Origin of the sequence: Actinomadura meridiana, from assembly GCF_039537545.1 — a bacterium.
Classification (GTDB): domain Bacteria; phylum Actinomycetota; class Actinomycetes; order Streptosporangiales; family Streptosporangiaceae; genus Spirillospora; species Spirillospora meridiana.
The window spans coordinates 1-24,247 of record NZ_BAABAS010000035.1 but is presented as its reverse complement, the minus strand read 5'-3'; the positions used below and the strand labels follow the sequence as shown (position 1 = coordinate 24,247).

The window sequence follows — 24,247 nt, the reverse complement described above, 5'->3', positions numbered from 1 at the left end:
GTGTCACCGAGTGTGGTCGCTCGTATGCGAAACGGCGACGCATTGAACGTTCAGTCGAGAAACGTTCAGAGCGGGCGACACGAGGTCATCGGGCGGCGAATGTGGCGGGCGACTCCGAAATGGAAGGAGGCGCATGATGGGAGCGCCCGAGACGAGAAGGACCACGTCCGTTAAGGACGGGACGCCGGTCGCGCGGCGCGGAGTGTCGTGGGTCGCGCGGTGATGAGCGGCGGGCTGCTGGTGCTCGGCGCGCTCACGTTGCCGGGCGTCCGGAGGTCCGTCGGGTACGCGCGGCAGTTCCTGCGGGACATGGTGTCGCAGGACCACCCCCGGCTGGACGACCTGGTGACCGTCGTGAGCGAGATCGTCTGCAACGCCATCGTCCACTCGGACTCCGGTGGTGGGGGTGTCGTGACCGTCAGTCTGCTGGCGGGAGGGGGCGTCTACCGCCTGGAGGTCGCGGACGACGGTGGGCGCGGGCGTCCGCGCGTCAAGGCGGAGGACGGGGGCGAGAGCGGGCGTGGCCTGCGAGTCGTTGAGGCTCTGGCCGATGGGTGGGGGTTTCGGACGGACGGTAACCACACCGTCGTGTGGGCAGAGTTCGGGGAGAAATCGTCCGGAAACCCCGACATCGGGTTGTCGGAGTGCTCCAGGACGCTGGTGCCCGCAGCGTTCGAAGGAGGAAATCAATGAGTGTTCCCGCGTTCAACACGGTCACGTGGTTCCAGGTCGGTACCGACGCGCCGGAGGAGGCTCGCCGTTTCTACGGCGACATGTTCGGCTGGAAGTTCGCCGTCGACCCGAACTCCGACGGCTACGACCTGATCCGCTACCCGGGCGTCGAGGCGCCGAGCGGTGGCCTTTCGCGCACTGCGGACCCGTCCGAGAACCACGCGGTGTTCTTCGTCCTCGTCCAGGACGTCGACGCCACCTGCGCCGAGAGCGAGAAGCTCGGTGGAAAGGTCGCGATCCCCGCGAGGTCCACGCCTGATGGGCTGAGGTTCGCCCACCTGGAGGACCCGTCCGGTAACCGCTTCGCGGTCTTTTCGCCTCCGGCGGGCTGAACGCGCGAAGGGCCCCGAGCGTCAGCCCGGGGCCCTTCGAGTGATCGCGGCCTACACCTCCGCGATCACCGTCAGGCGTCGCCGCCCGTGTTGCTCTCCGAGGTCGTGGCGCCGTTGGCGAACACGTCGGCCACGTCCTCGTTCAGACGGTACTTCTCCATTGCCTGCTGCAATGTTTCTGGCTTGACCTCGCCGTGATGGGCCAGGCGAGTAAGAACCGCTAGGACGATCGACGCGGCGTCCACGTGGAAGTAGCGTCGGGCGGCGGCTCGGGTGTCGGAGAACCCGAAACCGTCGGTGCCCAGGGCGGTGAAGTCGCCGTGTACCCAGGGGGCGATCTGGTCGGGTACGGCGCGCATGAAGTCCGATACCGCGACTATTGGTCCGGCTACGCTGTCGAGGGTTCGACTTACGTAGGGGACGCGCTGTTCGCCATCAGGGTTGAGCAGGTTCCACTCGTCGCAGTCGCGGGCCTCGCGGGCCAGCTCGTTCCACGAGGTGGCGGACCAGACGTCGGCGGCGACACCCCAGTCGGCGGCCAGGAGGCGTTGTGCCTCCAGGGCCCAGCGTCCGCCGACGCCGGACGCAAGGATCTGCGCGTGCGGCGCCTCGCCGTTCCCCGAGGTGGTCTCGGGGGCGGCCTTGTACCGGTAGAGGCCCTTGAGGAGCCCGTCGACATCCACGTCGTCGGGTTCGGCGGGCTGCTGGTACGGCTCGTTGTAGACGGTCAAGTAATAGAAGACGTTCTCGCCTGTCGGGTGCTCCTCGGACGTCCCGTACATGCGGCGTAGCGCGTCCTGGACGATGTGCGCCAGCTCGAACGCCCACGTCGCGTCGTAGTGGACGCACGCCGGGTTCGTCGCCGCGAGGAGCGGCGAGTGGCCGTCCGCATGCTGGAGACCCTCGCCTGTGAGGGTGGTGCGGCCCGCGGTGGCGCCGAGGAGGAAACCACGGCCCATCTGGTCGCCGAGGGCCCACATCTGGTCGCCGGTCCGCTGGAACCCGAACATCGAATAGAAGATGTAGACGGGAATCATGTGCTCGCCATGTGTGGCGTAGGCGGTGCCAGCGGCGATGGTCGACGCCATCGAACCGGCCTCGCTGATGCCCTCATGCAGCATCTGCCCGCTCTCCGATTCCTTGTAGGAGAGCAGCAGTTTCCGGTCGACCGCGTCGTAGGTCTGGCCGTGCGGCGAGTAGATCTTGGACGTGGGGAACAGCGAGTCCATCCCGAACGTGCGGTACTCGTCCGGGGCGATCGGGACGAACCGGGCCCCGATGTTCTCGTCCTTGATCAGGTCCTTGAGCAGCCGGACGAACGCCATCGTCGTCGCGACGTTCTGCTTGCCGGACCCCTTCTTCATCTCGCTGTAGACCGGGTCGCCCGGCAGTTTCAACGGCTTGGCGCGCACCACTCGCTTCGGCAGGAACCCGCCGAGGGCGGCGCGCCGCTCGCGCATGTACTGGATTTCGTCCGACCCCTCGCCCGGGTGGTAGTAGGGCGGCAGGGGCGCTTCCAGAGCCGAGTCGGGGATGTCGAGGTAGAGGCGGTCGCGGAATTCCTTCAGCTCGGCCTTGGTGAGCTTCTTCATCTGGTGGGTGGCGTTGCGGGCCTCGAAGTCGGAGCCGAGCGTCCAGCCCTTGATGGTGTGCGCGAGGATCACGGTCGGCTGGCCGACGTGCTCGCGGGCGGCCTGGAACGCCGCGTACACCTTGCGGTAGTCGTGGCCGCCGCGCGACAGCTTGCGCAGCTCGTCGTCCGACAGATGCTGGACGATCTTGCGCAGCCGCGGGTCGGCGCCGAAGAACTTCTCCCGGATGTACTCGCCGGACTCGACGCTGAACGTCTGGAACTGCCCGTCCGGCGTGGTGTTCATCTGGTTGACGAGCACGCCGTCGACGTCCTGGGCGAGCAGCGGGTCCCAGTCGCGGCCCCAGATGACCTTGATGACGTTCCAGCCCGCGCCCCGGAAGAACGACTCCAGCTCCTGGATGATCTTCCCGTTGCCCCGCACCGGGCCGTCCAGCTGCTGGAGGTTGCAGTTGACGACGAAGGTGAGGTTGTCGAGCTCCTCGCGGGCCGCCAGGCCGATCGCGCCCAGCGACTCGGGCTCGGACATCTCGCCGTCGCCGAGGAACGCCCACACGTGCGACCGGGACGTGTCCTTGATCTTGCGGTTGTAGAGGTACCGGTTGAACCGGGCCTGGTACACCGAGTCGATCGCGGTCAGACCCATCGAGACGGTGGGGAACTCCCAGAAGTCGGGCATGAGCCGCGGGTGTGGGTACGACGACAGGCCCCCGCCCGGATGCGAGTGCTCCTGGCGGAACCCGTCCAGCTTGTCCTCGGGGAGGCGTCCCTCAAGGTAGGCGCGGGCGTAGATGCCCGGTGAGGCGTGCCCCTGGATGAACACCTGGTCGCCGGACTCGCCGTGGTCCTTGCCGCGGAAGAAGTGGTTGAAGCCGACCTCGTACAGAGAGGCGGCGGAGGCGTACGTGGCGATGTGCCCGCCGACGCCGATGTCGGGACGGTTCGCCCGCGACACCATGATCGCGGCGTTCCAGCGGATGTAGGCGCGGATGCGCCGCTCCACGTGTTCGTCGCCGGGGAACCAGGGTTCGTGTTCCGGCGGGATCGTGTTGATGAAGTCGGTGCTGCGCAGGCCCGGCACGCCGACCTGCAACTCGCGGGCGCGTTCCAGCAGCCGGAGCATGACGTAGCGGGCCCTGCCGCGGCCCTCGGTCTTGATGACCGCGTCCAACGACTCCAGCCACTCCCGGGTCTCGTCCGGGTTGATGTCGGGCAGCTGGCTCGGCAGGCCGTCGCTGATGATCGAAAAGCGTTGACGTCCGGAAGCCACGTGGTCCCCTCTGTCCTTGCCGTCCTTGCTGGTGAGACCGGTGCCGCCAGGGTGGTGGCCCCCGATCGCCGGGTCGACTGTTCGTCGCCTCGGCACGTGATCCATCGTCGCCGCTAATCACGGCTAACGCATCTCTACCACTCGGTAACCATTCTCTCCGGTCGGCGCGGGCGCCGTCCTGCCCGGCGAGGTCGGTTTTCCGTGTCCGCGAAGGATTCCCCCTGGTAGGACGCGGGGAACGTATGAGGCGGGGGGAACAACGGCACCCCATGCCCGGCACGGTCCGGACGGACGAGCTTGGGGGAGAGATGAACGGACAGATCGGTGACCGGCTGCACGTGCACGGCAACGTCGTGGGACAGCCGGATCGCATGGGAGAGATCGTCGAGGTACGGGGCAGGGACGGCGCTCCGCCCTACCTGGTCCGCTTCGACGACGGTCACGAGGCTCTGGTCTACCCGGGGCCGGACACGGTGATCGAACAAAAGGCGCGAGTTACGCGCTGAGCGGATTCGCGGACGGAGGTTCCGTCCGCTCCGGGTGCGTTCCGGTCTCCGGATGGGGTAGACCGGGGGTCATGGATAGCACCGTGGTCCAGGTGGCCACCGGTACGCGCGAGACCGTGCACGACATCACGGCCGAATGCGAGAGGTTCGCCGCGTCGGCGGGTGGGGACGGGTTGTTGCACGTGTTCGTCCCGCACGCCACCGCCGGTGTGGCGATCCTCGAACTCGGCTCGGGCAGCGACGACGACCTGCTGGCAGCCCTGGGCGACCTGCTCCCGGCCGACGACCGCTGGGAACACGCGCACGGGTCAAGGGGGCATGGCCGTTCACACGTGATGCCCGCGCTCGTACCACCGTTCGCGACGCTTCCTGTCGTCGGCGGACGTCTCGCCCTCGGCACCTGGCAGGCGGTCGCGCTGGTCGACCTCAACGTCGACAACCCCGATCGCCAGGTCAGGCTGTCCTTCATCAAGGGATGACACGCGAAGACGCGGGGACAGGTCACCGTGCGTGTGCGTTCTGTGACAGTGATTTCCGTAATCGGGCCAATGAGGCCACCAAAAGCCGGGAAGACACTTGCGCTAGGGGCCCTCACTTGTGTGGACTGTCCCGCAAACACCGCACGGGTGCGGGCGGGCCACCGGTCCAGGGGGCCGGGACAAGCGCACGACACCGTGCGGAATGACGACAATGGGAGGACTTTCGTGAGCGCGACCGCGGGTCAGGCGCAGTCTGAGCGCAGCCTGGCCGAACGGCTCGGCCTGAAGGCGGGCCAGGTGGTGCAGGAGATCGGCTACGACGACGACGTCGACGAGGAGCTCCGGCAATCCGTCGAGTCCATCACGGGGAGCGAGCTGGTCGACGAGGACTACGAGGACGTGGTCGACGTCGTGCTGCTGTGGTGGCGCGAGGAGGACGGCGACCTGTTCGAGGGCTTGACCGACGCGATGATCCCGCTCACGGGCGGTGGAGACATCTGGCTCCTCACGCCCAAGGCGGGCCGTGACGGTCACGTCGAGCCGAGCGACATAGGAGAGGCCGCCCAGACGGCGGGTCTGTCGCAGACCAGCAGCGTCAGCGCCGCGAGGGAGTGGTCCGGGACGCGGCTCGTCGCGCCGAAGGTCCGCAAGTAGGGCGGACGACCCGGGGCCCGGGGCCGGTGGGCGCCGCGGGATGACAGACTGGGCCCGCCTCCCATGTCCGGTGGGAGGCGGGCATATCCCGCTATGGGCGGGCACTAATCGCGGGAGAGACCTTGACGGTTGAGGTAGGCGACGGCGCACCCGACTTCGAACTGAAGGACCACCACGGCACCCCGGTCAGGCTCTCCGGCCTGCGCGGGAAGAACGTCGTCCTCGTGTTCTACCCGCTGGCGTTCAGCGGCGTCTGCACGGGCGAACTGTGCGAGATCCGGGACGAGCTGCCCACCCTGGGCGGCGACGGCGCGGGCGACGACGTCCAGGTGCTCGCGGTGTCGGTCGACTCGACGTTCGCGCTGCGCGCCTGGGCCGACCAGGAGAAGTACCAGTTCCCCCTGCTGTCGGACTTCTGGCCGCACGGCGGGACGGCACAGCGATACGGCGTGTTCGACGAGGAGAAGGGCCTCGCCCGGCGCGGCACCTTCATCATCGACACCGAGGGCGTGGTCCGCTGGAAGGTCGTGAACGCGATCCCCGACGCACGCGACATCGACGAGTACCGCAGGGTGCTCGCCGGGCTCTGAGTGACATGGGCCGGTCCGACGCGACGGACCGGCCCCCGCACCCCTGGAGGTGTGATGCCCTGCTTCCGTTGCGGGGCGCGGCAGACCGACCCCGTGCGCGGCGCGAGCCCGTGGAAGCGCGGGGTCCGGGCGGACCGTCAGGTTCTGATCTGCCCTGGCTGCCAGTCCGCCCACGACTGGGCGGACGACCTCGACTCCTGCGCCACCTGCGGCTCCACCGCGTTGGTGTGCCGTCTGGGCGAGGTCGAGTGCCGCGACTGCGGCCACACGCGCGACGCGGCCCCCGCCGATCTGGTGGCGTCCGGGGCACAGGCCGTCCCGGCCGGTGACGGTGATCTGTCCGAGGAGGTCGCCGCGGCGCTGAACCGTGTGCTGCGGCGGGGTCCGGCGACCTGATCGCGGGCGCGTGGCCGTGTTCGGCCAGCCCCCTCTCGCCGTGACCGGGGCATTCACCCCTTGACGCGGCATTTCGCCCGCTGGCACGCTGCGCGGATGCCGATCATGCTGGTGCGCCTGGTCAACCGGATCACCCGGCGGTCCTGGCGGGCGCCCGCGCTGGTGCTCCTTGGAGCGTTCCTGACGGGCTGGCTGCTGATCGCGGTGTTCGAGGAGCCCGGCGCCGACATCAAGCGGCCCACGGACTACATCTGGTACTTCCTCGTCAGCGGCACCACCACCGGCTACGGCGACCTGTCCCCGGCGACGACCGGCGGCCGGATCGGCGGCGCCATCGTCATCGTGGCCGGGCTGACCGCGGGCCTGGTGATGTTCGCCGAGCTGACGCTCTGGATGGGAAGGGGACGGACCATGCGGGCCACCGGCCAGGCGCGGCTCCACAAACGGCGGCACCTCGTGGTGATCGGCTACGAGCGCGAGGGACTGCGGGCCATCATCGGCCAGCTGCGCGCCGACCCCGAGTTCGCCGCGACCCCCGTCGTCGCGATCTTCCGGACGGACGAGCTGGCGGGCGAGAACCCCGACCCCGACCTGTACGACGTGGTCGCTCTGGACGAGACCGCCTACGAGCGCGCGTGCCTGGACAAGGCCCGCACCGCCGTGGTCATCGGCCGCAGCGACGACGAGACCGTCCGGGTGATGCTCGGCGTGTCGGCCTACCTGCGCCGCGAGGACGGTGGGTCGGTGCACCTGCTCGCGGGCGTCCACGACGGCGGCCACCGCGCGGAGATCACCGAGGCGCTCGCCCTGATCAGCCCCGACATCGAGCTGGTCGACATCGACGACCCCGCCATCGTCGCGGTCGCCGTCCGCAACCCCGGCGTCGCGTCGATCTACCACAACCTCGCGAGCACGCTCGACACGGACGGAACCCTCTACCGGGTGGACGTTCCAGAGGACGCGGGCGAGTGGTCCCGCATCGACCTGTCGATGTTCCTGCTGCGCCGTGGCAGCACCCTGTTGGCGGTGGGGGAGTCGCACCGTCCCAACGCCCGTTTCCGGCTCACCCTGAACCCAGACGAGAAGGTCTGCGGCGGCCAGTCCCTAGCAGTGGTGGCCCCGACCCGCCCCGAAATCCCCTGGCACGAGCTCTAGGACGCGGAAGACAATCCCCGCCGAGACCAACCGGTCGATGAGCGCGTCCCCCATGGCAACGGCCGTAGTCACCTGACCAGCGTTCACCGGCAGCTCATCATGAGCAAGACACAACGCCGACTCGGCAAGCATCACAGCGGTCTCGTCATAGCCGGGATCACCTCCCGCGACCTCCGTCACGACCCGCTCGCCGCCGCCCACCCCCACGAACTTCAAACTGAACCAGTGGCGCCCACGCCGCTCCTCAGAAGGCCCCTCACCAGAGGAACGCAGCCCTAGCAACCGTCGCCGAGTCGGAGGCAACACCGACAGCACAACCAACGCCCCACCCGCCGCCACAAGCCCCACAACCCCACGAAGGCGCCGGACGGCAACGAAATGCCCATAACTGAAGTCCGGCCCGTACCGCTCCATCGCCGCCGCCGACCGAACCACCACCCGCGGATCAATGGTGGGCAACGGAAGCGCCCACCCACGGACCCGAGTCTTCGGCACCCGCGAGACCCGAGCCGCACGCCCGGCAGGGGCCCGCTCAACCCGCCGCCGCTCCCGCCCAGCGCGCACCAACCCACCCAGATCCGCGAAGACACCGACCGCCGAATGCAACGTCCCACCCGAGGCCTCCGCGTGCACCCGCAAGAACCCTTCAACCCGCAGCGGCACGCCCTCCGGAAGCTGCTTGACCGTGAAATACGCGCCGAGATCGGCCGGGATCGAGTCGAACCCACACGCATGCACGATCCGCGCCCCACTCCGCACGGCCTCGTCGTGATATTTCACATACATCCGATCAACGAACGCGGATTCACCCGTGAGATCGACGTAATCGGTGCCAAACCGCGCACACGCCGCCACAAGCGGTTCCCCAAGCCGCGCATACGGCCCAACAGTCGTGATCACAACCCGTGCCGAGCGAGCGACGTCCTCGACCGACGAGGCGTCAGAGGCATCACAACGCAGCAGCGCCAGCTCCCCACAAGCCGGATTCAACTCCGCAAGCCGCTCACGAACAGCCGCCAGCCTCCCCAGATCACGCCCAGCAAGAGCCCAGGTCGTCCCAGCCTCAGCATGCAAGGCGAGATACGCGGCGGTCAGCCCCCCGGTGAACCCGGTAGCCCCGAACAACACAATGTCGTACCGACCAGCCATGAACACCCCTAACCCAATCCCACCCCGGATTCTCCCGCGTTCCTTTCCGCAAGGCCCTAACCTCGGTCACGGGGCTCTAACCTCAGCCACAGGGTTACGGGTGGGCACGTGGAGTGAGCGCCAGCGAGCGGAGCGGGCACGCCCGCGCGCGCGGGCGGGTCCCGCAGCGTAGGGAGCGCCAGCGACCGAAGCGAGGAGACCCGAACCGCGCCTCCGGGGGGCTCGGGGGGTCGCCCCCCCGATAAACAACAGTCAGCGACCGAAGCGAGGAGACCCGAGCCGCGCAGCCGGGGGTCTGGGGGTCGCCCCCCAGATAGATAGGGTGATTAATGTGATCGCGCTCGCCGTCGCGATGGATGTCGTCGCCGTGGGGTTCGTCGTGTGGTTCGTGGCTCTGGTGACGCGCGGCAGGACGGAGCCCGCTGACGAGGGGGGCGAGTCGGTCGCGGTGATCCTCATCGCGGTTAGCCTGGGACTGCTGTCCCTGTCCCTGTGGAGCCTCCCCTGAGTTCCCGAGGAGCCTCCCAACGTCCGTGAAGCCGCCAGGCGAGTCGAGAGATGTGCAATGAGCAGGCTGAACCCTGAGGATCTGTACGAGCTGGACGCCGACCTGCCGGAGCTGACGGGTCCGGTGCTGTTGCACAGCCTCGACGGCTTCGTGGACGCCGGGTCCACCGGGCAGCTCGTGCGCGAGCACCTCCTCGAAGCGCTGGAGCACCGTGTCGTCGCCCGGTTCGATGTCGACGCGCTGCTCGACTACCGGGCTCGGCGCCCGCCGATGACATTTGACCGTGATCATTGGGCGTCCTACGAGTCGCCGGAGCTGGTGGTGCGGGTCCTTTATGACGACGCGGGGAATCCTTTCCTGATGTTGTCCGGGCCGGAGCCCGACCGGTTGTGGGAGGGCTTCACGGCGTCGGTGTTGCATCTGGTGAAGCGGCTTGGTGTCCGGTTGGTCGTCGGGTTCCATGGGATTCCGATGGGCGTCCCGCACACGCGTCCGGTGGGGATCACCTCGCACGCGACGCGGCCGGAGTTGATCTCGCGGAACTCGTGGTTCGACAAGGTGCAGGTGCCGGGCAGCGTGGCCGGTCTGCTGGAGTTGCGGCTCGGTGAGGCGGGGCAGGACGCGGTCGGGTTCGCCGTGCACGTCCCGCACTACCTGGCGCAGTCCGCGTATCCGGCGGCCGCCGTCGCCGGGCTGGAGGCGATCGTCGACGCGACCGGGCTGGCGTTGCCCGTCGAGACGTTGCGTGAGGCCGCCGCCGCGACGGACGCCGACATCGCCGAGCAGGTGGACGGCAACGACGAGGTGGAGAAGGTCGTCCGGGCCCTGGAGCAGCAGTACGACGCCTTCGCCGGGGCCGCCGAGCGCGACAGCCTCCTCGCCGAGTCGCAGGAGATGCCGACCGCCGATGAGCTGGGCGCGCAGTTCGAGCGTTTCCTCGCCGAGCAGGACGGGCCCGACGCCCAGGGCTGACGTCCCTATGCCGACATATCCCGCTTGTCGGTGGGTACGCGAGCCCGTGAGGGGAGGCTCGCACATGGCCCAGAAGGTGAACGAGGTGATGACTCCCGTGCCGGTGGCCGTGTCCCCGGACACGTCTCTGGTGCGGGTCGGTGATCTGATGCGGCAGCACGGGATCGGGGACGTTCTCGTCGTCCACGAGGGGCGGCTGCGCGGCCTGGTGACCGACCGCGACATCGTGGTCCGCGCCGTCGCCGTCGAGAAGGACATGTCCACGACGGCCGTCGCCGACATCTGTAGCACCAACATCGTGACCGTCGCGCCGGACGCGGACGCCGACGACGCCGTGCTGCTGATGCGCCGCCACGCCGTGCGTCGTCTGCCGGTCGTGGACGGCGATCGTCCGATCGGGATGGTGTCGATCGGCGACCTGGCCGTTCAGCGCGACGAACGTTCCGCCCTTGCCGACATCAGCGCGGGACCGCCCACCACATGACGCTGTGTAGTGGTTCAATCGTCGTCTGTGATGCGTGATGTCATCGTCGTGGGCGCCGGTCCGGCCGGATCCGCTGTCGCCTGTCATCTGGCCCGGTCTGGTCTGGACGTTCTCGTCCTGGAGAAGGCCTCGGCCGCGCCTGCGCCATCGACGACCCGCGCGTCATGCGCCTGGCCGCCCGGCACGGGCTGTCGCACCCGGCCCTCATGCGGTTCGCCCTCACGGTCGTCGGCACCCTGCCCGCACCGGCCGCCCCGTCCGCCGCCGACCGGCTCGCGGCCGCGCTGACCCGCGTCACGCCCGCGTCCTGAACCTGTGCCGCGACAGACAAGGGCCGTTCGGACACAATCAAGATCTTGGGCTGGCCGAGACGCTGGACTGGCAGGAATGGGAGGGCAGGATATGAGCGAGGCTTACGACATCATCAAGGCGCACTACGCGGCGTCGGACCGGGGCGACCTGGCGGGCATGCTGGAGGCGTTCGCCGACGACATCGCCTGGACGGAGATGGCAGGGTTCCCCTACGCGGGCACCTACGTCGGCACCGACGAGATCAAGGCCGGGGTCTTCGCGCGCCTCAACGCGGACTGGGAGGGTTTCCGCGCCGACGCCGCCGAGCTGATCGACGGCACCGACGGGACGGTCGTCGCCATCGGTCACTACTCGGGCACCTACCGTGCGACCGGGAAGGCCATGAAGGTGCGGTTCGTCCACGTCTGGCGGGTGAAGGACGGGGCGGTCACGGGCTTCGAGCAGTTCTGCGACACGCACAACGTCCGCGAGGCCATGTCCTGAACGGGACGGTACGCGACCACCGTCCGGACCGGGACGCCACTAGCGCGATCCGGTCCGGACGGTGCACCATGTGGACATCAGGGGAATGGGGCCTCAACTGGGGAAACGTTCATGTCCATGGTTATTCGCACGTCCGAACTGCCCGTCGCCGAGCGGTTCGAGTACTGGCGCAACTCCGTCACGGAGATGTTCGTGCCGCTGCGCGCCGACACGGCACGCCCGGAACGCTTCGAGGGCCGCATGCGCGGGCGTGAGCTGGGCGCGCTCAAGGTGGCCGATGTGGCGTCCACGCCGAACGTCGTCCGCCGCACCGGCGCGCTCATCGCCCAGTCCGACCCCGGGCACTACAAGATCGGCGTGCAGCTCAACGGGTACTGCGTGCTCACGCAGGACGGGCGGGAGGCCGCACTCGTCCCCGGCGACTTCACGATCTACGACACGACCCGCCCGTACACGCTGTCGTTCGACGACTCGTACCGGCAGCTCGTGCTGATGGTCCCGCGCCGCCTGCTGCACCTTCCGCAGGACGCCGTCGCGGGCATCACCGCCACCCGGATCTCCGGCCGCCAGGGCGTCGGCGGGCTGCTGTCCCCGTTCCTCCTCCAGCTCGCCCAGCAGTTGGACGACCTCGACGACCACGGCAGCGTCCGGCTCGGCGACAACATCGTCGACCTCCTGGTCACCCTCCTCGCCGAACGCCTCGACATGACGGCGCCCACCACCGACTCGCGCCGCCGCGCCCTGCTGCTGCGCGTCCGCGCCTACATCGAACGGCACCTGGACGACCCGGAACTGTCCCCGGACGACATCGCCGCCGCGCACTTCGTCTCGTCCCGGCACCTGTACAACCTGTTCCGCGAGGAGGGCACGACGGTCTCGGCGTGGATCAAGGAACGCCGCCTGGAGCACTGCCGCCGCGATCTTCGCGACCCGCTCCAGCTGCACCGTCCCGTCAGCGCCATCGCGGCCCGCTGGGGCTTCGTGGACGCGGCGCACTTCAGCCGCCTGTTCAAGGCCACCTACGGCGCCAGCCCCCGCGAGTACCGGGTCACCGTCGACGGCAGCTGATCGTTACCGGTTCGGTCAAAGCCCGTACGCCCACAGACAAGACCTGATCAGCGCCGTCCGCCGAGACTGGGGCCCCACCTGCGAGGGAGGTCCCCTTATGAACACACGGCTCTACATCAACGGCGAATGGGCCGCCGCGGCGGACGGCGCGGAGTTCACCACGTCCGATCCCGCGACCGGAACTCTCCTCGCGTCCTGCGCGGAAGCAGGCCCGAGCGACGTCGACGCCGCCGTCGACGCCGCCCGCGCCGCGTTGCACGACCCCGCGTGGGCCGCCATGGCGCCGAGCGCCCGGGCCCGTCTGCTGTGGCGCGTGGCCGACCTGATCGAGGCGAACCAGGCCGACCTCGCCGAGCTGGAGACCCGCGACCAGGGGCAGCCCCTCGGCGTCGCGCAGTCCGTCAGCGTCACCGGCGCGGCCGAGCACTTCCGCTACTTCGCGGGCTGGGTCACCAAGATCGAGGGCGCGGTGTCCCCGATCTCGTTCCCGGACACGCTGCACTACGTCCGCCGCGAACCCGTAGGCGTCTGCGCGTTGATCACCCCGTGGAACTTCCCGCTGATGATCGCCTCGTGGAAGCTGGCGCCCGCCCTCGCCTGCGGCAACACCGTGATCATCAAGCCCGCCGAGCAGACGCCGCTCACCACCGTCCGGCTGGTCGAGCTGTGCGCCGAGGCCGGGTTCCCGCCCGGCGTGATCAACCTGCTCACCGGCGGCCCCGCCGCCGGGCGCGCCCTCGTCGAGCATCCGAACGTCGACAAGGTCTCCTTCACCGGCTCCAGCGCGGTCGGACGCGAGATCGTCAAGGCGTCCGCGGGCAACCTCAAGCGCGTCACCCTCGAACTCGGCGGCAAGGCGCCCAGCGTCATCGCCCGCGACGCCGACATCGACAAGGCCGTCGCCGGGAACCTCCAGGGTGCCCTGCTCAACAGCGGCCAGGTCTGCGCTGCCTACACGCGTCTCTACGTCGACCGCCGCCGCGTCGACGAGTTCACCGAGAAGCTCGCCGCCGCCGCGTCGTCCCTGCGCCTCGGCCCCGGCCTCGACCCCGAGACGCAGATCGGCCCGCTGGTGTCCCTCGAACAGCTGGAGCGGGTCGACTCACTCGTCCAGACGGGCGGCGAGCAGGGCGCCGAACTCGTCACCGGCGGGCAGCGCGCCGACGGCCCCCTCGCGAACGGCTACTTCTACTCGCCGACCGTCTTCGGCGGCGTCACCGACGACATGACCATCGCCCGCGAGGAGATCTTCGGACCCGTCCTGCCGGTCCTGGCCTACGACGACCCCGAGGAACTCTCCGTCCGCGCCAACGACACCGAGTACGGCCTGGCCGCGTCCCTGTGGACCCGCGACCTGGCCACCGCCCACCGCCTCGCCGCCGACATCCGCGCGGGCGCCGTCTTCATCAACATGCTGCCCATCCCCGACGCGGCGGCGCCGTGGGGCGGCTACAAGTCCAGCGGCTGGGGCCGCGAGATGGGCCCCTACGCCCTGGAGGCCTACACCGAGATCAAGGGGGTCTGGGTCCACCTGGACACCCCCTGACCCGCGTTGCCGCCGGGCCGCCGCGCTGACAGACTTGCGTTCGATCAAGCGAACACGACTCGCGGGGCGGTGCCTGGGTGTCCGGCAACGACGAGCACGGGAGCGGTAACCGGTTCGACGGCGAAGCGCGCAACGTCGTCCAGGCGCAGCACATCGAGGTCATGCATGTGCACGGCGGCTCTGGCCCGCCGGAGCCGCCCAGCGCGTTCCCCCTCGCCGCCAACCGGTTCCACGACCGCCGGACGATGCTGGAGCGCATCACCGAGGTCGTGACGTCCCGCGACGGCTCGGGCCCCGCGCTGTTCGTCGTCGCCGGGCTGCGCGGGGTGGGCAAGACGGCGATGGCCGTCCACTGGGGCAGCACGCAACGCGACCGCTTCCCGGACGGCCTGCTGTACGCCGACCTGGGCGGCGGCCTGTCCCGGCGCGGCATGGGCGGCGGGCTCGGCGAGGCGGTGACGTCGCTGCTTGAGCAGCTCGGGGTGTCCGGCGACCATCTCTCGTACTCCGACCAGGGGCGTCTCGCCCTGCTGCGGTCGCGGCTGGCGCGTCGCAAGGTGCTCCTGCTGCTGGACGACGCGCGCCTGTCCGGGGAGGTGGAACGGCTGCTGCCCACGTCCCCACACAGCGTCGTCTTCGTCACCACCGACGGCGGCCTGACCGAGGTCGGCGACTTCGCCGGACGCCACGACGCTGAGGTCCTCGTCCTCGGCGGGCTGCCCGAGGCCGACGGGCTGGCGCTGCTGCGCACCCTGGCGGGCGACGAGACCGTCGACCGCGATCCGGACGGGGCGCTGCGGCTCGTCCGGGCCTGCGGCGGCTGGCCACTGGCGATCCGGATGGCGGCGGGACGGGTGAAGGTCCGCCGCCGGGGCCTCGGCGAACTCGCCGCCGGTCTGGAGGCCGCGCGGCGCGTCCCGCGTCCGGGCCCCGCCGAGGAGGGGATCGTGCAGATGGTCGGCGACGCCGCGTACGGTGACCTGCCGGACGACCTGCGCCGTGCCTACCGCCTGCTCGCCCTGCATCCGGGCGGAGACCGTCCCACCGTGGTGCCCGGCGGCCCCACCTCGACGGTCGAGTTCGGTTCGGGCGCGGCCGCCGCGTTGCTGGACCGTCCGGCACCCGAGACGGACCACCTCCTCGACTCCCTGGTCGACCGCCACCTCCTTGACGCGGACTCGGGCCGCTACGCCTTCCACGGCCTGGTCCGGGCGCACGCCCGCGGCCATGCGGAGCCGGAGGGGGACACGGCCGTCCGGCGTGTCGCCGAGTGGTACCTGCGCATGGCCGCCGAGGCGGATCTGGCGATCAACCCGTACCGTCCGACGACTGGGCCCGTGTTTCGGGAGTTGCGGGGGCGGCCGTCGCCTTACGGGGAGGGCCGCGACGCCGTGCAGCGGGCGCTAGGTCGGTTGCGTCTTGAGCACAGGAACCTGGCCGCCGTCGTCCATGCGGCTGGTGACCGGGGGTGGCACGACCTGGCCTGGCAGGTGTGCGAAGCCCTGTGGGGCTTCTACTTCTCGCTCAAGCACTACGACCAGTGGATCGACACCCACCGCATCGGACTGCGCGCCGCTCAGGAGCTGGACGACCCGGGCGCACGCTTCCGGATGGGCATCCAACTCGGCCGCGCCCTGTACGAGACCAAACGCTTCGAGGAGGCGCACGAGGTCCTCGCCGGAGCCCTCCACGCCGCGACCGCGCCGCTAGACCGCGCCACGGCCCTGGAGTTCATCGGACGCGCCCACCTCGACGCGGGAGAACCGGAACGCGCGCTGGAGTACTTCCTCCAGGCCCGGGACCTCGAAACGCGACACGACCGGCCACGGGGCGTCGCCATCAACCTGCACCACCTGGGCCGCGCCCACCTGGCACTGAACACCCTGGACGAGGCCAGAGACTGCCTGGAACGCGCACAGCGACTCTTCGCGGAGATCCCTGACCCGTACAACCAGGCCAGAGTCCTCACCACCCTGGGCAGGCTCCACCTCACCGCGGGCGACCCCGGCGCCGCGATGCCCGTCCTCGAAACGGCCCTGGAGATCATGCGCACGCAGCACCGCACCTACCAGGTCGCCGAGATCACCGAGTCGTTGTCGGAGGTGGCCGCGCTGACGGGCGACCCCGACCGTTCGGAGACCCTGCGACAGGCCGCGATCATGGCCTACGACGAGGTCGGCAGCCTCCGCGCCGACGAGCTCCGGGACGCCTCAGCCTGACGGCTCCCAGGTGAAGGGCAGAACCCTCGTCCCGATCCGAACAACAGTCTCCTTGGGCAGGTCATCGAGGAGCCGCCTCCGCTCCACCCAGGCATGCACGACCGACGCGAGAACCCCGGGGTCGATCATGCCTCGCGCGCGCACCACGACCGCACAGCCGTCCCGCACCCGAACCCGGCACGACCCGTCGGCCGACGTCTCGGCGACCGTGCGGGCTTCATCCCCCTTGAACACGGGACGGTGCCCGGCGTCGTGCCGCCGAACCAGCACATCGGCCAGCCCACGCAGCCGGTGATCGGTCTCGGTGCCGTCCACGACCAGATGACCGCCGCGCGGGGTTGTCCGCAGATCGGCGACCTCGGCCGGAATCCGCTCGACCCCGAAGACGACGCGGCCGGGCGCCTCCTCAACAGTCACCGAGGCCACCAGCGCGGGCCGCTCGGCGTCCTCCCACCGGCGCGGCTCCGGATACGGCGGCGGCACGGGAAGAACACGCACTCGTCCCGGCGGCGGAGCCAGATCCATCAACCGGTACATCTCCGCCCGCAGAACCTCCGAACTACGCCCTTGGACGGCGAACGAGGCCGCGGACAACCCGGCCCCCTCCCACCCACGGGCGATAGTCGCCTCGATCTGAGCGTCGACCGGCCGGTGATCGAGAACGGGCGCGACCCGCCCCAACTCCGCCATAGCCGTCCCCGCCACAACCTCCCCAGACGCCGCGAACCCCATCAACACGGGACGCCCAAGGGCCGCCGCGTACAGCGTCACGGACCCGTGATCGCCCACCACCGCGTCCGCCGCGACCAACGCGGCCCGCCACCCTTCCCGAGGCGGAATGACCAGAAGCCCGGCCCTCCGACAATCAGCGAGCCACGCCCGCAACTGCCAGACCCCATGCCCGTGCCACACGTTCGGATGAAACACGGCCGCGACCCGGTACTCGTCCACCGGCAAGTCAGCAAGCAACCGCGCGGGCACTTCAGGCCCCCGCCCCAGCAACGACTCCGCCCCCCAGGTGGACGACACGACCACAAGCCGCTGATCCGCCCGCACCCCGAGCGCGGCCCGATAGTCGTCCCGCCACGGCATCCCGGCGACAAGCCGGTCATAACAGGGATCCCCGGCCACAAGCGCGGCATCAAGGGCCTCCGGACACTGGTCAGCGAGCTGCCGCACCTGCCCCTCATGCGAAAGGACAAGCACCGAAGGAACAACCCTCCCCCCACGAAGAAGCTGCTCCCGGCTCAGCCCGTAGACCTGCGCCCCCGCCCCCAGATGCTTGTTGTATCCGGCACCGTGCGGGATGCTCATCAACGGCGCGTCGATCTGATCAACGGGCCCACTACTAGCGGCGCTCACAGCAAGATCGAACCGGCGCCTGACCGCCTGCTCCCAGGGGATCTCCCGCACCTCAAGATCGCTGAGAAACCTTGCGACCCCGTCCGGAACGGTGGCTCCCGGGATCTCGGTGAAGTAGCACTGGAGCCGCAGATCCCCGTCGAGGGCGGCCATCGCGTCCATGAGCCGAGTCGTCGACGTCACCGAATGAGCGACGGCCAGGACGGAACGCTCCGTCCGGACCGTGGCCGCGTCCCGGTGCAGTGCGGTCAACGTCGCGGTGCTTCCCTCGCTCCTGAGCCTTCCTTGGGAAGCACACCCTATCCGCCCCCGCCACGGAAACCGTTTCGCGCCCGCCACCACGAACCAGGTACGCTTTCCCGGCAACGCGGGCGCGTAGCTCAGGGGTAGAGCACTCGCCTTACAAGCGAGTGGCCGCAGGTTCGAAACCTGCCGCGCCCACCACAGCCGGTCTGACCTGCGAGGACACGTTCCCCGCAGGGAGGACCCGCTGTGCGGGACGTCTGAAGAGACGTCGCTTCTTACCCGAGAAGGCCGCACAGAGGGTGACTCCTTAGCAGTAAGGACGTCACCTTGAAGACCAGCACGACCCCCTACCAGCCCGACATCGACTCCTTCCGCAGGCATCTGCGCGCGGAGAACAAGAGCCAGCGCACCACCACCATCTACGTCCAGGCCACCGAGAAGTTCGCCCGGTGGCTCATCGCGCACACCGACTGCGCGGACTGGGAGGACGTGGAGGGACGCGACGTCCAGGACTTCACGATCGACATCCTGGACAGCCGCAGCGCGGGCTACGCCAACAACCTCTACCGGGCGATCCAGCAGTTCTTCCGCTGGTGGTCCGGCGAGTACGGGTACGCCAACCCGATGTGGGGCCTCAAGCCCCCGATGGTCCCCGAGCAGCCGATCCCGGTCCTGTCCCAGGAGCAGCTCGGCAAGCTCCTGAAGACCGCCGAGGGCCGTACCTTCGTCCAGCTCCGCGACACCGCGATCCTCATGCTGCTGATGGACGCGGGCCTGCGGCGGGGCGAGCTGGCGGCCCTCAAGCTGGACGCCATCGACCTGGACTACCGCGAGGTCAAGGTCCTCGGGAAGGGCCGCCGCTCCAGGACCGTCCCGTTCGGCCACGCCACCTGCCGGGCTCTCGACCGCTACCTCAAGGCCCGCAGCAAGCAGCGGCTCGCGCACCTGGACTGGCTGTGGCTCGGGACGCAGGGCTGCCACCTCACCAGCTCCGGGATCTTCCAGATGATCCAGCGCAGGGGCACCGACGCCGGGATCAGGGAGCTGTTCCCGCACATGCTCCGCCACACCTGGAGCCACTTCTTCCGCCTCAACGGCGGCTCCGTGGACGACCTGATGCGCCTGGCGGGCTGGAAGTCGGTCTCGATGGCCTCCCGCTACGGGGCCTCCGCTGCTGATCAACGCGCCCGCGCGGCCGGACAGCGGCTGTCGCTGGGCGACCGGATCTGAGGAGGCTCCACATGAGGAACAACAAGCGGCGGCCCCGGCCGCAGCACGAGCTGCACCGGCAGGTCCGCCGGGCCCGCCGGGTCCTGCGGCAGGCCGACACCCTCGCCCCGTGGCTCCTGATCGGGGACGCCAGCGACGGCCCCGTGATCGGGGCCCTGCTCGACGAGGCGGCCACGGCCATCTACCTCGCCAAGCAGGCACTGGTGGAGGAGATGGGACGCACCCCGCAGGAGGGTGAGCAGACCGAGCTGGACCTGACCGCTCCCGTCCCCCGGTCGGCGGTCTGCGCCTCCTGCGGGCACCGTTCCACCGACCACACGGAGGGCCTGCGCTGCCCGGCCTGCCGGTGCACCGACTTCACCGAGGCCGAGGAAGAGGGCCGGTGATCCTGCTCTACCTCGCCCTCGTCTGCGACCTGGCGGGCATCGCCCTGATGGGCGTCCTGCTCGTCAAGGAGTACCGCCCCCGTTTCGTCGAGACGGCGGGACACACGCGGCCGATCTCCCTCGCCGGGTACTCCGGGCACCCCTCGATGGGTGAGGGGCTTCTCAGGCTCGCTCAGGCCGTCTACGCCTTCACCGACAAGATCCTGGACTGCCCCTGCCAGCAGGCCGGGAGGTGCCCGTGCGGGAGGTGACCGAGTTGCGCCGGGCCGTCCGGCTCGCCCTGAAGGGCCACGAGACCGCCTTCGTGGCCGAGATGGACGAGGCCCTGCTGGGTGCCGTCCTGCGTACGTCGTGGATCCCGATGGAGGGGCTGGAGCATCTGCACGCCGCGCTGATGGGGGCCACCGACAGCGAGCTGTACACCGTCGCCCACGAGATCCTGGAGGAGCAGTGAGGATCCTGGACCACCTGCCCATCGGGGTGCTGGCCGTGATCGCGGCCTGCGGGAGCTTCAGCCACATCGCCCACCTCGCGGAGAGGTCCGGCCAGGACGGCTGGATGAGCTACGCGGTGGCCGTCTGCGTGGACGCCCTCGCGGTGGTGGCGAGCTTGGAGATTCGCCGGGACAAGCGCATGGGCAAGAGGAGCACCGTCCCACGCTGGTGCTGGCGGGTAGCGTCCTGCTCACCCTGGCAGCCAACCTCGCCGAGGCCCAGCCCACCGTCTGGGGGCGCATCTGCGCGGGCGTCCCGGCGGGTGCCTTCCTGCTGGCGGTGGCCCTGATCGAGCGGCGGGGGAGCCAGCCGGCCCTTGCGGAGGAGACGCAGGAGGAGCCGGTCAGCGAGCCCGTCCAGGACGAGGAGCCGGTGATCGAGCCCGAGCCTGCCCCCCGAGCCGAAGCCGAAGAAGAAGGGCAAGAAGAAGGCGTCCCCCAAGCCGCCGAAGTCCCTGGCCGAGCTGCTGATCCTGGCCAAGGAGCTGGACGCCAAGCACCGTGAGAAGGCGGGCAAGCCCATCTCCCGGGACAAGCTCCGGGTGGCCCTGGGGGTCTCGACCAACACCGCCAGCTCGGTGCTCCGTGAGCTGAAGACCGCTTAGGTGTCGAGTCGTAGCTCTCGTCGGATCTGTCCGACGAGAGCTTCTCGGTGTTGCTTGACCTGACCTGAGTGGTGCTCGTACTCCGGCGACCTGATGTCTCCCCACCGGCCGTCCCGTACCAGCGACCCATTCCAGGCCACCATGGCGAGCAGCACGGTGTGCATCTCGTGCTCCAGGCCCTTGACCTCGTCAGATGCGTAGGCGTGGACACGCGCCCGGCGACGGTGGTTGTCCCGGACCTCTTCGTCGCTCGATTGCAGGACGGCGGGGAGGTCGGGGTTTCCCAGATGAGTGGTCACGTGAGCCTCTTGGCGCTGGACCCAGTCGAGGAGATCCAAGTACAACGCCGCTCGTTCGTGCCACACGCGCTCGTCGTGAGCCAGCTCGCGCTGATGCTGCAAAGTGTCACGGGTATTGCGGCGCGTGACGACGACGGTCACCAGAGCCATGAACGTCGTCAGCCCCGAGGTGATCAAGGCGACTTCGTTGGGCGTTAGCCTCATAAGACTGATCCTGGCGGATCTGCTCCAGCTTTTCTTACGAACAGCGTCGGCCCGTGCCTAACCTGGGAGTGCGAGCAACCAGGAGGACGGGCCGATGCATGATCAGGATACGTGGGACCCGGGCACCATCGGTGCGCGTCTGCGGGTCCTGCGCAAGTGGCGGAGGCTGACCCTCACCGAGCTGGCCGGGCTCTCGGGCCTGTCGCCCTCGTTCCTGTCGATGGCCGAGCGGGGGCAGCGCGCACTCGACCGGCGGTCGCACATCTCCGCTCTGGCCACCGCGCTGCGCGTCTCGGAGAAGGACCTGATCGGTGGTCCCCACCTGACGGCCGACCCCGTCCAGGCCGCACCGCACGCCACCATCCCGGCCGTCCGGGCGGCCCTGATGACCAACACCCTGACCGCTCCGGCGGTGGACGGGGCCCGCCCGCTGGACGAGCTGGTCGCCGAGATGGGGAAGATCGACCGGTCGGAGTTCAAGCACACGACCGTGGGTGAGAAGCTTCCCCAGCTCATCGGCGAACTGCACGTCCACGCCGCAGCTCCTGCCGACGAGCGCGCCTACCGGCTCGCCCTGAAGACGCTCATCGAGGCGTTCCAGACGGCGACCTTCACGGCCAAGGACCTGGGGTACGACGACCTGGCAACGATCGCCGCGATGAAGGCGGCCGAGGTGGCGGCGATCCTGGACGAGCCCATCACCACCGCCAAGGCCGCGAGCCTGCGCGTGCACACCATGCCGACCACCACCCGGCACGCCACCCTCCAGGCGGCCGAGAACGCGGCCAACACCCTGGAACCGCACGCCACCGACGACCTTGGCGTGCAGGTGCTGGGCATGCTCGCCCTGGCTGCCTCGCTCACGGCCACGGTCGTCTACGACTACGGCAAGGCCGAGCACTGGATGGACCAGGCCACCGAACTGGCCGGGCGCACGTCCGACACCCCGGGCGAGAACTGGGGCGCGTTCTCCTCCTCCAATGTCGGTGTCTGGAAGGTCTCCCTGGCCACCGAGCGGGGCGAGTCCGGTGGCACCCTGCTGGAGCTGGCGCAGGACGTGGACGAGGACGTCATCGCTCCCCGGCGGGGACGGCACGCCTCGTTCCTGGCCGACGTGGGACGCGGGCTGGCCCGGGACAAGAAGACCAGGAGCCAGGCGGAGCAGTGGCTGCTGCGTGCGGAGCGGGTCGCCCCGCACAAGATCCGCAACTCCGGAGCCGTGGGGGAGACGGTTGCGGTGATGCTTCAGCAGTCGTACGGTGCAGCGGTTGGGCGTGAATTGCGAGGATTGGCCGCACGAATCGGCGTCCCGCACTGAGATTTTTTAATCTTTTCGTCCTGCCTTCACAGCCGTGAAATTCACGCGTCGGGTCAGGCTTACCGTCCCCGGCCATGGACACCAACGCTGCCGAGCAGTACCTATCCGAGCTTGCCGGGGAGCTTGACCCCGAGACCTTCCGCACCCAGCTCATTCGCGCGGCCGGAGACTGGCCCGAGCTGACCGTCACCAACCGGAAAGCCGCCCGCCTCAGCGAGCGGGTGAAGGTCTTGGAGGGCTACTACCAGTGGTCCTGGGGCCAGACCATCGCCCCGGTCGGCGAGCGTGCCGTGGCCGCCCGGCGGGTCTCCCGCGTGCTGGCCATCGTGGAGGGCTGAGATGGCCCGCCTCCAGACCTCCCACGTCCAGACCGCCGCCGACCTGCTGTTCAAGGTCGCCCGCAGGCACATGCTGAACGACGACCATGTGACCGAGATGCTCCTGCTGATGGACCGCCGGGGCCGTCACCGGCTGATCAGCTCCATCTCGGGCGTGCCCTTCCAGGACACGCCGGACGACATCGCCGAGGAGATCCGCGACTGGGGGGCGCGGGCCATGGTGCACGTCGCCCCCTTCGAGGTGACGCTGGCCGAGGAGATGGCCACCCCCGCCGGTCCCGCGCACCGGCTGGCCGCCCGCCCGATCCAGATGGTCATGACCGTGGGCATGTGGCCCGCGCAGGACTACTCGATCATCAAGGCCGCCGAGGTCATCCGCTCCGGCGGCACCCGCGATCTGATCGAGCGCGACCTGTCCGAGGCCCGTCCCGAGTGCTGGCTGGCCGACCTGCTGCCTCAGCACTGATGGGAGACGACATGATGCACGCGGCACCCCCTGACCCCCACCGTCCCGTGCTCGTTCTCGTCACGGGCTTCGTGCTGCTGTCCCTGCTGGGCACCGTCGCCTGGATGGCCGCTGCGCGCGGTGGGGGCTCGCCACCGACCGCCGTACAGGTGACCCCGGTACCCGAGGACACCCGTACCGCCACAGGGGCTCTCAGCGGCTCTCGTGGCTGCGAGAGGGCGGTGACCCAGTCCCTCGCCCGGTACGCCCAGGTGCGGACGCAGGGCGGGGACACTGCGCTGGTCCTGGGGGAGGAGCAGGCCCGGCTCGCTCCGCTGGAGTACACGGCCTTCAGCGGGGTGGTGAACGAGGTGGACATGGCCCTGGCGTCCGGGCAGGCGGGCCTGGGGGACGTCATCACCAGCGTGATGCCCGGAGTGCGCCGGGTGTGCGCGCAGGCCGGTTGATAGTGGGGCCATGAGGATCACGCGGAAGCTGGCGGAGGCGATGACCGCCCACGCGCTAGAGGAGCACCCCATCGAGGCGTGTGGATCCTGTGCGGCCCAGCAGACTCGCCGGCCCGCATCGTCCCGATGGAGAACGAGCTGCACTCCGAGACCGACTACGCGTTCGAGCCCACCCAGCAGCTCGCCGCCCGGGAGGCGATGTATGACGGGGCGAGGAGCTGGTGGGGATCTACCACTCTCAAACCGCCCATGAGGCGTACCCGTCCCGAGGGGACGTGGAGTACCGCGTCCCCAAGGTCCCGCACGTCATCATCTCGCCCCATGACGATGGCCCCGTCCTGCGAGCTGGTTGCAGCCGCGAGAAGCAGGAACGTTTGTGCGTCGGTTTGAGCGACGCTTGGGGGTCCG

Annotated in this window: 29 protein-coding genes, 1 tRNA gene and 1 pseudogene; 27 read left to right on the top strand and 4 right to left on the bottom strand. The window is 69.6% G+C overall.

The features are described 5' to 3' along the window. The first annotated feature begins 207 nt into the window (after positions 1 to 207). The gene (locus tag ABD808_RS37775; RefSeq protein ID WP_344908153.1) at positions 208 to 693 is read left to right on the top strand and encodes an ATP-binding protein; all 486 of its coding nucleotides are present in this window, start codon (positions 208 to 210) and stop codon (positions 691 to 693) included. Next, positions 690 to 1,064 carry a VOC family protein gene (locus ABD808_RS37770; RefSeq protein ID WP_344908150.1) on the top strand — a complete coding sequence of 125 codons (375 nt, stop codon included), beginning with the start codon at positions 690 to 692 and terminating at the stop codon, positions 1,062 to 1,064. The genes ABD808_RS37775 and ABD808_RS37770 overlap by 4 nt, the downstream gene beginning before the upstream one ends. Before the next feature lie 71 nt (positions 1,065 to 1,135). On the opposite strand, the gene aceE is transcribed toward ABD808_RS37770, so the two are convergent. Further along, positions 1,136 to 3,925 (bottom strand): pyruvate dehydrogenase (acetyl-transferring), homodimeric type, encoded by a 2,790-nt coding sequence (gene aceE / locus ABD808_RS37765; RefSeq protein ID WP_344908147.1) that lies wholly within the window; start codon positions 3,923 to 3,925, stop codon positions 1,136 to 1,138. A gap of 308 nt (positions 3,926 to 4,233) precedes the next feature. On the opposite strand from aceE, the gene ABD808_RS37760 reads away from it, so the two are divergent. From ABD808_RS37760 to ABD808_RS37735, 6 genes are all read left to right on the top strand, one after another. Further along, complete coding sequence (locus tag ABD808_RS37760) at positions 4,234 to 4,431, top strand: DUF1918 domain-containing protein (RefSeq protein WP_344908144.1); 198 nt, start codon at positions 4,234 to 4,236, stop codon at positions 4,429 to 4,431. 71 nt (positions 4,432 to 4,502) lie between these two features. After that, a complete protein-coding gene (locus tag ABD808_RS37755; RefSeq protein ID WP_344908141.1) occupies positions 4,503 to 4,910 on the top strand; it encodes a secondary thiamine-phosphate synthase enzyme YjbQ in 408 nt (135 codons plus the stop codon). A gap of 225 nt (positions 4,911 to 5,135) precedes the next feature. After that, complete coding sequence (locus tag ABD808_RS37750; RefSeq protein WP_344908139.1) at positions 5,136 to 5,564, top strand: DUF3052 domain-containing protein; 429 nt, start codon at positions 5,136 to 5,138, stop codon at positions 5,562 to 5,564. A 122-nt stretch (positions 5,565 to 5,686) separates the two neighbouring features. Further along, positions 5,687 to 6,154 carry a peroxiredoxin gene (locus tag ABD808_RS37745; RefSeq protein ID WP_344908136.1) on the top strand — a complete coding sequence of 156 codons (468 nt, stop codon included), beginning with the start codon at positions 5,687 to 5,689 and terminating at the stop codon, positions 6,152 to 6,154. 54 nt (positions 6,155 to 6,208) lie between these two features. Continuing rightward, the gene (locus ABD808_RS37740; protein WP_344908134.1) at positions 6,209 to 6,550 is read left to right on the top strand and encodes a hypothetical protein; all 342 of its coding nucleotides are present in this window, start codon (positions 6,209 to 6,211) and stop codon (positions 6,548 to 6,550) included. A gap of 96 nt (positions 6,551 to 6,646) precedes the next feature. Further along, positions 6,647 to 7,705, top strand: a complete 1,059-nt coding sequence (locus ABD808_RS37735) for a potassium channel family protein (protein WP_344908131.1) — start codon at positions 6,647 to 6,649, stop codon at positions 7,703 to 7,705. Here ABD808_RS37735 and ABD808_RS37730 read toward each other — a convergent pair. Next, complete coding sequence (locus tag ABD808_RS37730; RefSeq protein ID WP_344908128.1) at positions 7,655 to 8,854, bottom strand: saccharopine dehydrogenase family protein; 1,200 nt, start codon at positions 8,852 to 8,854, stop codon at positions 7,655 to 7,657. The two genes, ABD808_RS37735 and ABD808_RS37730, sit on opposite strands and share 51 nt — an antisense overlap. Positions 8,855 to 9,176: 322 nt before the next feature. Here ABD808_RS37730 and ABD808_RS37725 point away from each other — a divergent pair, with 322 nt between their 5' ends. From ABD808_RS37725 to ABD808_RS37685, 8 genes are all read left to right on the top strand, one after another. Then, on the top strand, positions 9,177 to 9,362 hold the full coding sequence (locus ABD808_RS37725; protein WP_344908124.1) for a hypothetical protein: 186 nt from the start codon (positions 9,177 to 9,179) through the stop codon (positions 9,360 to 9,362). A 57-nt stretch (positions 9,363 to 9,419) separates the two neighbouring features. After that, complete coding sequence (locus tag ABD808_RS37720; RefSeq protein ID WP_344908121.1) at positions 9,420 to 10,334, top strand: proteasome assembly chaperone family protein; 915 nt, start codon at positions 9,420 to 9,422, stop codon at positions 10,332 to 10,334. Between the two features lie 64 nt (positions 10,335 to 10,398). Beyond that, positions 10,399 to 10,818, top strand: coding sequence for a CBS domain-containing protein (locus tag ABD808_RS37715; protein WP_344908118.1), 420 nt, complete (start codon positions 10,399 to 10,401; stop codon positions 10,816 to 10,818). Between the two features lie 30 nt (positions 10,819 to 10,848). Further along, positions 10,849 to 11,106 (top strand): FAD-dependent oxidoreductase, encoded by a 258-nt coding sequence (locus ABD808_RS38755; RefSeq protein ID WP_425549026.1) that lies wholly within the window; start codon positions 10,849 to 10,851, stop codon positions 11,104 to 11,106. A 114-nt stretch (positions 11,107 to 11,220) separates the two neighbouring features. Beyond that, a complete protein-coding gene (locus tag ABD808_RS37700; RefSeq protein ID WP_344908115.1) occupies positions 11,221 to 11,613 on the top strand; it encodes a nuclear transport factor 2 family protein in 393 nt (130 codons plus the stop codon). A gap of 111 nt (positions 11,614 to 11,724) precedes the next feature. Continuing rightward, a complete protein-coding gene (locus tag ABD808_RS37695; RefSeq protein WP_344908113.1) occupies positions 11,725 to 12,681 on the top strand; it encodes an AraC-like ligand-binding domain-containing protein in 957 nt (318 codons plus the stop codon). 97 nt (positions 12,682 to 12,778) lie between these two features. Further along, positions 12,779 to 14,227, top strand: a complete 1,449-nt coding sequence (locus ABD808_RS37690) for an aldehyde dehydrogenase family protein (RefSeq protein WP_344908111.1) — start codon at positions 12,779 to 12,781, stop codon at positions 14,225 to 14,227. A 77-nt stretch (positions 14,228 to 14,304) separates the two neighbouring features. After that, positions 14,305 to 16,446 carry a tetratricopeptide repeat protein gene (locus ABD808_RS37685; protein WP_344908108.1) on the top strand — a complete coding sequence of 714 codons (2,142 nt, stop codon included), beginning with the start codon at positions 14,305 to 14,307 and terminating at the stop codon, positions 16,444 to 16,446. Here ABD808_RS37685 and ABD808_RS37680 read toward each other — a convergent pair. Beyond that, on the bottom strand, positions 16,438 to 18,060 hold the full coding sequence (locus ABD808_RS37680; RefSeq protein WP_344908106.1) for a hypothetical protein: 1,623 nt from the start codon (positions 18,058 to 18,060) through the stop codon (positions 16,438 to 16,440). The two genes, ABD808_RS37685 and ABD808_RS37680, sit on opposite strands and share 9 nt — an antisense overlap. 117 nt (positions 18,061 to 18,177) lie before the next feature. Between ABD808_RS37680 and ABD808_RS37675 the strand changes: the two genes are divergently transcribed. The 6 genes from ABD808_RS37675 (at position 18,178) to ABD808_RS37650 (ending at position 20,453) form a co-directional block, all read left to right on the top strand. Further along, positions 18,178 to 18,252 (top strand) — tRNA-Val (locus tag ABD808_RS37675). A 129-nt stretch (positions 18,253 to 18,381) separates the two neighbouring features. Beyond that, positions 18,382 to 19,284 carry a tyrosine-type recombinase/integrase gene (locus tag ABD808_RS37670; RefSeq protein ID WP_344908103.1) on the top strand — a complete coding sequence of 301 codons (903 nt, stop codon included), beginning with the start codon at positions 18,382 to 18,384 and terminating at the stop codon, positions 19,282 to 19,284. 11 nt (positions 19,285 to 19,295) lie between these two features. Beyond that, positions 19,296 to 19,670, top strand: coding sequence for a hypothetical protein (locus ABD808_RS37665; RefSeq protein ID WP_344908100.1), 375 nt, complete (start codon positions 19,296 to 19,298; stop codon positions 19,668 to 19,670). Then, a complete protein-coding gene (locus tag ABD808_RS37660; protein ID WP_344908097.1) occupies positions 19,667 to 19,921 on the top strand; it encodes a hypothetical protein in 255 nt (84 codons plus the stop codon). The genes ABD808_RS37665 and ABD808_RS37660 overlap by 4 nt, the downstream gene beginning before the upstream one ends. Continuing rightward, positions 19,909 to 20,124 (top strand): hypothetical protein, encoded by a 216-nt coding sequence (locus ABD808_RS37655; RefSeq protein ID WP_344908094.1) that lies wholly within the window; start codon positions 19,909 to 19,911, stop codon positions 20,122 to 20,124. The genes ABD808_RS37660 and ABD808_RS37655 overlap by 13 nt, the downstream gene beginning before the upstream one ends. Beyond that, positions 20,022 to 20,453 carry a DUF2637 domain-containing protein gene (locus tag ABD808_RS37650; protein WP_344908091.1) on the top strand — a complete coding sequence of 144 codons (432 nt, stop codon included), beginning with the start codon at positions 20,022 to 20,024 and terminating at the stop codon, positions 20,451 to 20,453. Before ABD808_RS37655 ends, ABD808_RS37650 begins: the two co-directional genes overlap by 103 nt. Before the next feature lie 311 nt (positions 20,454 to 20,764). On the opposite strand, the gene ABD808_RS37645 is transcribed toward ABD808_RS37650, so the two are convergent. Beyond that, positions 20,765 to 21,271 (bottom strand): hypothetical protein, encoded by a 507-nt coding sequence (locus ABD808_RS37645; protein ID WP_344908088.1) that lies wholly within the window; start codon positions 21,269 to 21,271, stop codon positions 20,765 to 20,767. A 94-nt stretch (positions 21,272 to 21,365) separates the two neighbouring features. Here ABD808_RS37645 and ABD808_RS37640 point away from each other — a divergent pair, with 94 nt between their 5' ends. The 5 genes and pseudogenes from ABD808_RS37640 to ABD808_RS37620 all read left to right on the top strand — a co-directional run. Beyond that, a complete protein-coding gene (locus ABD808_RS37640; protein WP_344908085.1) occupies positions 21,366 to 22,589 on the top strand; it encodes a helix-turn-helix domain-containing protein in 1,224 nt (407 codons plus the stop codon). Between the two features lie 74 nt (positions 22,590 to 22,663). After that, positions 22,664 to 22,927, top strand: a complete 264-nt coding sequence (locus ABD808_RS37635; RefSeq protein WP_344908083.1) for a hypothetical protein — start codon at positions 22,664 to 22,666, stop codon at positions 22,925 to 22,927. A 1-nt stretch (position 22,928) separates the two neighbouring features. After that, entirely contained in the window at positions 22,929 to 23,393 is a 465-nt protein-coding gene (locus ABD808_RS37630; protein WP_344908080.1) for a hypothetical protein, read from the top strand. Positions 23,394 to 23,404: 11 nt separating this feature from the next. Continuing rightward, on the top strand, positions 23,405 to 23,839 hold the full coding sequence (locus tag ABD808_RS37625; RefSeq protein ID WP_344908078.1) for a hypothetical protein: 435 nt from the start codon (positions 23,405 to 23,407) through the stop codon (positions 23,837 to 23,839). 221 nt (positions 23,840 to 24,060) lie between these two features. After that, positions 24,061 to 24,247, top strand: a pseudogene (locus ABD808_RS37620) (hypothetical protein); the annotation flags it as partial.

What these genes read in the sequence shown, in the direction of transcription:
- ABD808_RS37770 (WP_344908150.1), top strand. Translation starts at nt 690, where the DNA reads ATGAGTGTTCCCGCGTTCAACACGGTCACGTGGTTCCAGGTCGGTACC.
- ABD808_RS37760 (WP_344908144.1), top strand. Translation starts at nt 4,234, where the DNA reads ATGAACGGACAGATCGGTGACCGGCTGCACGTGCACGGCAACGTCGTG.
- ABD808_RS37755 (WP_344908141.1), top strand. Translation starts at nt 4,503, where the DNA reads ATGGATAGCACCGTGGTCCAGGTGGCCACCGGTACGCGCGAGACCGTG.
- ABD808_RS37740 (WP_344908134.1), top strand. Translation starts at nt 6,209, where the DNA reads ATGCCCTGCTTCCGTTGCGGGGCGCGGCAGACCGACCCCGTGCGCGGC.
- ABD808_RS37735 (WP_344908131.1), top strand. Translation starts at nt 6,647, where the DNA reads ATGCCGATCATGCTGGTGCGCCTGGTCAACCGGATCACCCGGCGGTCC.
- ABD808_RS37730 (WP_344908128.1), bottom strand. Translation starts at nt 8,854, where the DNA reads ATGGCTGGTCGGTACGACATTGTGTTGTTCGGGGCTACCGGGTTCACC.
- ABD808_RS37720 (WP_344908121.1), top strand. Translation starts at nt 9,420, where the DNA reads ATGAGCAGGCTGAACCCTGAGGATCTGTACGAGCTGGACGCCGACCTG.
- ABD808_RS37715 (WP_344908118.1), top strand. Translation starts at nt 10,399, where the DNA reads ATGGCCCAGAAGGTGAACGAGGTGATGACTCCCGTGCCGGTGGCCGTG.
- ABD808_RS38755 (WP_425549026.1), top strand. Translation starts at nt 10,849, where the DNA reads ATGCGTGATGTCATCGTCGTGGGCGCCGGTCCGGCCGGATCCGCTGTC.
- ABD808_RS37700 (WP_344908115.1), top strand. Translation starts at nt 11,221, where the DNA reads ATGAGCGAGGCTTACGACATCATCAAGGCGCACTACGCGGCGTCGGAC.
- ABD808_RS37695 (WP_344908113.1), top strand. Translation starts at nt 11,725, where the DNA reads ATGTCCATGGTTATTCGCACGTCCGAACTGCCCGTCGCCGAGCGGTTC.
- ABD808_RS37690 (WP_344908111.1), top strand. Translation starts at nt 12,779, where the DNA reads ATGAACACACGGCTCTACATCAACGGCGAATGGGCCGCCGCGGCGGAC.
- ABD808_RS37665 (WP_344908100.1), top strand. Translation starts at nt 19,296, where the DNA reads ATGAGGAACAACAAGCGGCGGCCCCGGCCGCAGCACGAGCTGCACCGG.
- ABD808_RS37645 (WP_344908088.1), bottom strand. Translation starts at nt 21,271, where the DNA reads ATGAGGCTAACGCCCAACGAAGTCGCCTTGATCACCTCGGGGCTGACG.
- ABD808_RS37640 (WP_344908085.1), top strand. Translation starts at nt 21,366, where the DNA reads ATGCATGATCAGGATACGTGGGACCCGGGCACCATCGGTGCGCGTCTG.
- ABD808_RS37635 (WP_344908083.1), top strand. Translation starts at nt 22,664, where the DNA reads ATGGACACCAACGCTGCCGAGCAGTACCTATCCGAGCTTGCCGGGGAG.
- ABD808_RS37630 (WP_344908080.1), top strand. Translation starts at nt 22,929, where the DNA reads ATGGCCCGCCTCCAGACCTCCCACGTCCAGACCGCCGCCGACCTGCTG.
- ABD808_RS37625 (WP_344908078.1), top strand. Translation starts at nt 23,405, where the DNA reads ATGATGCACGCGGCACCCCCTGACCCCCACCGTCCCGTGCTCGTTCTC.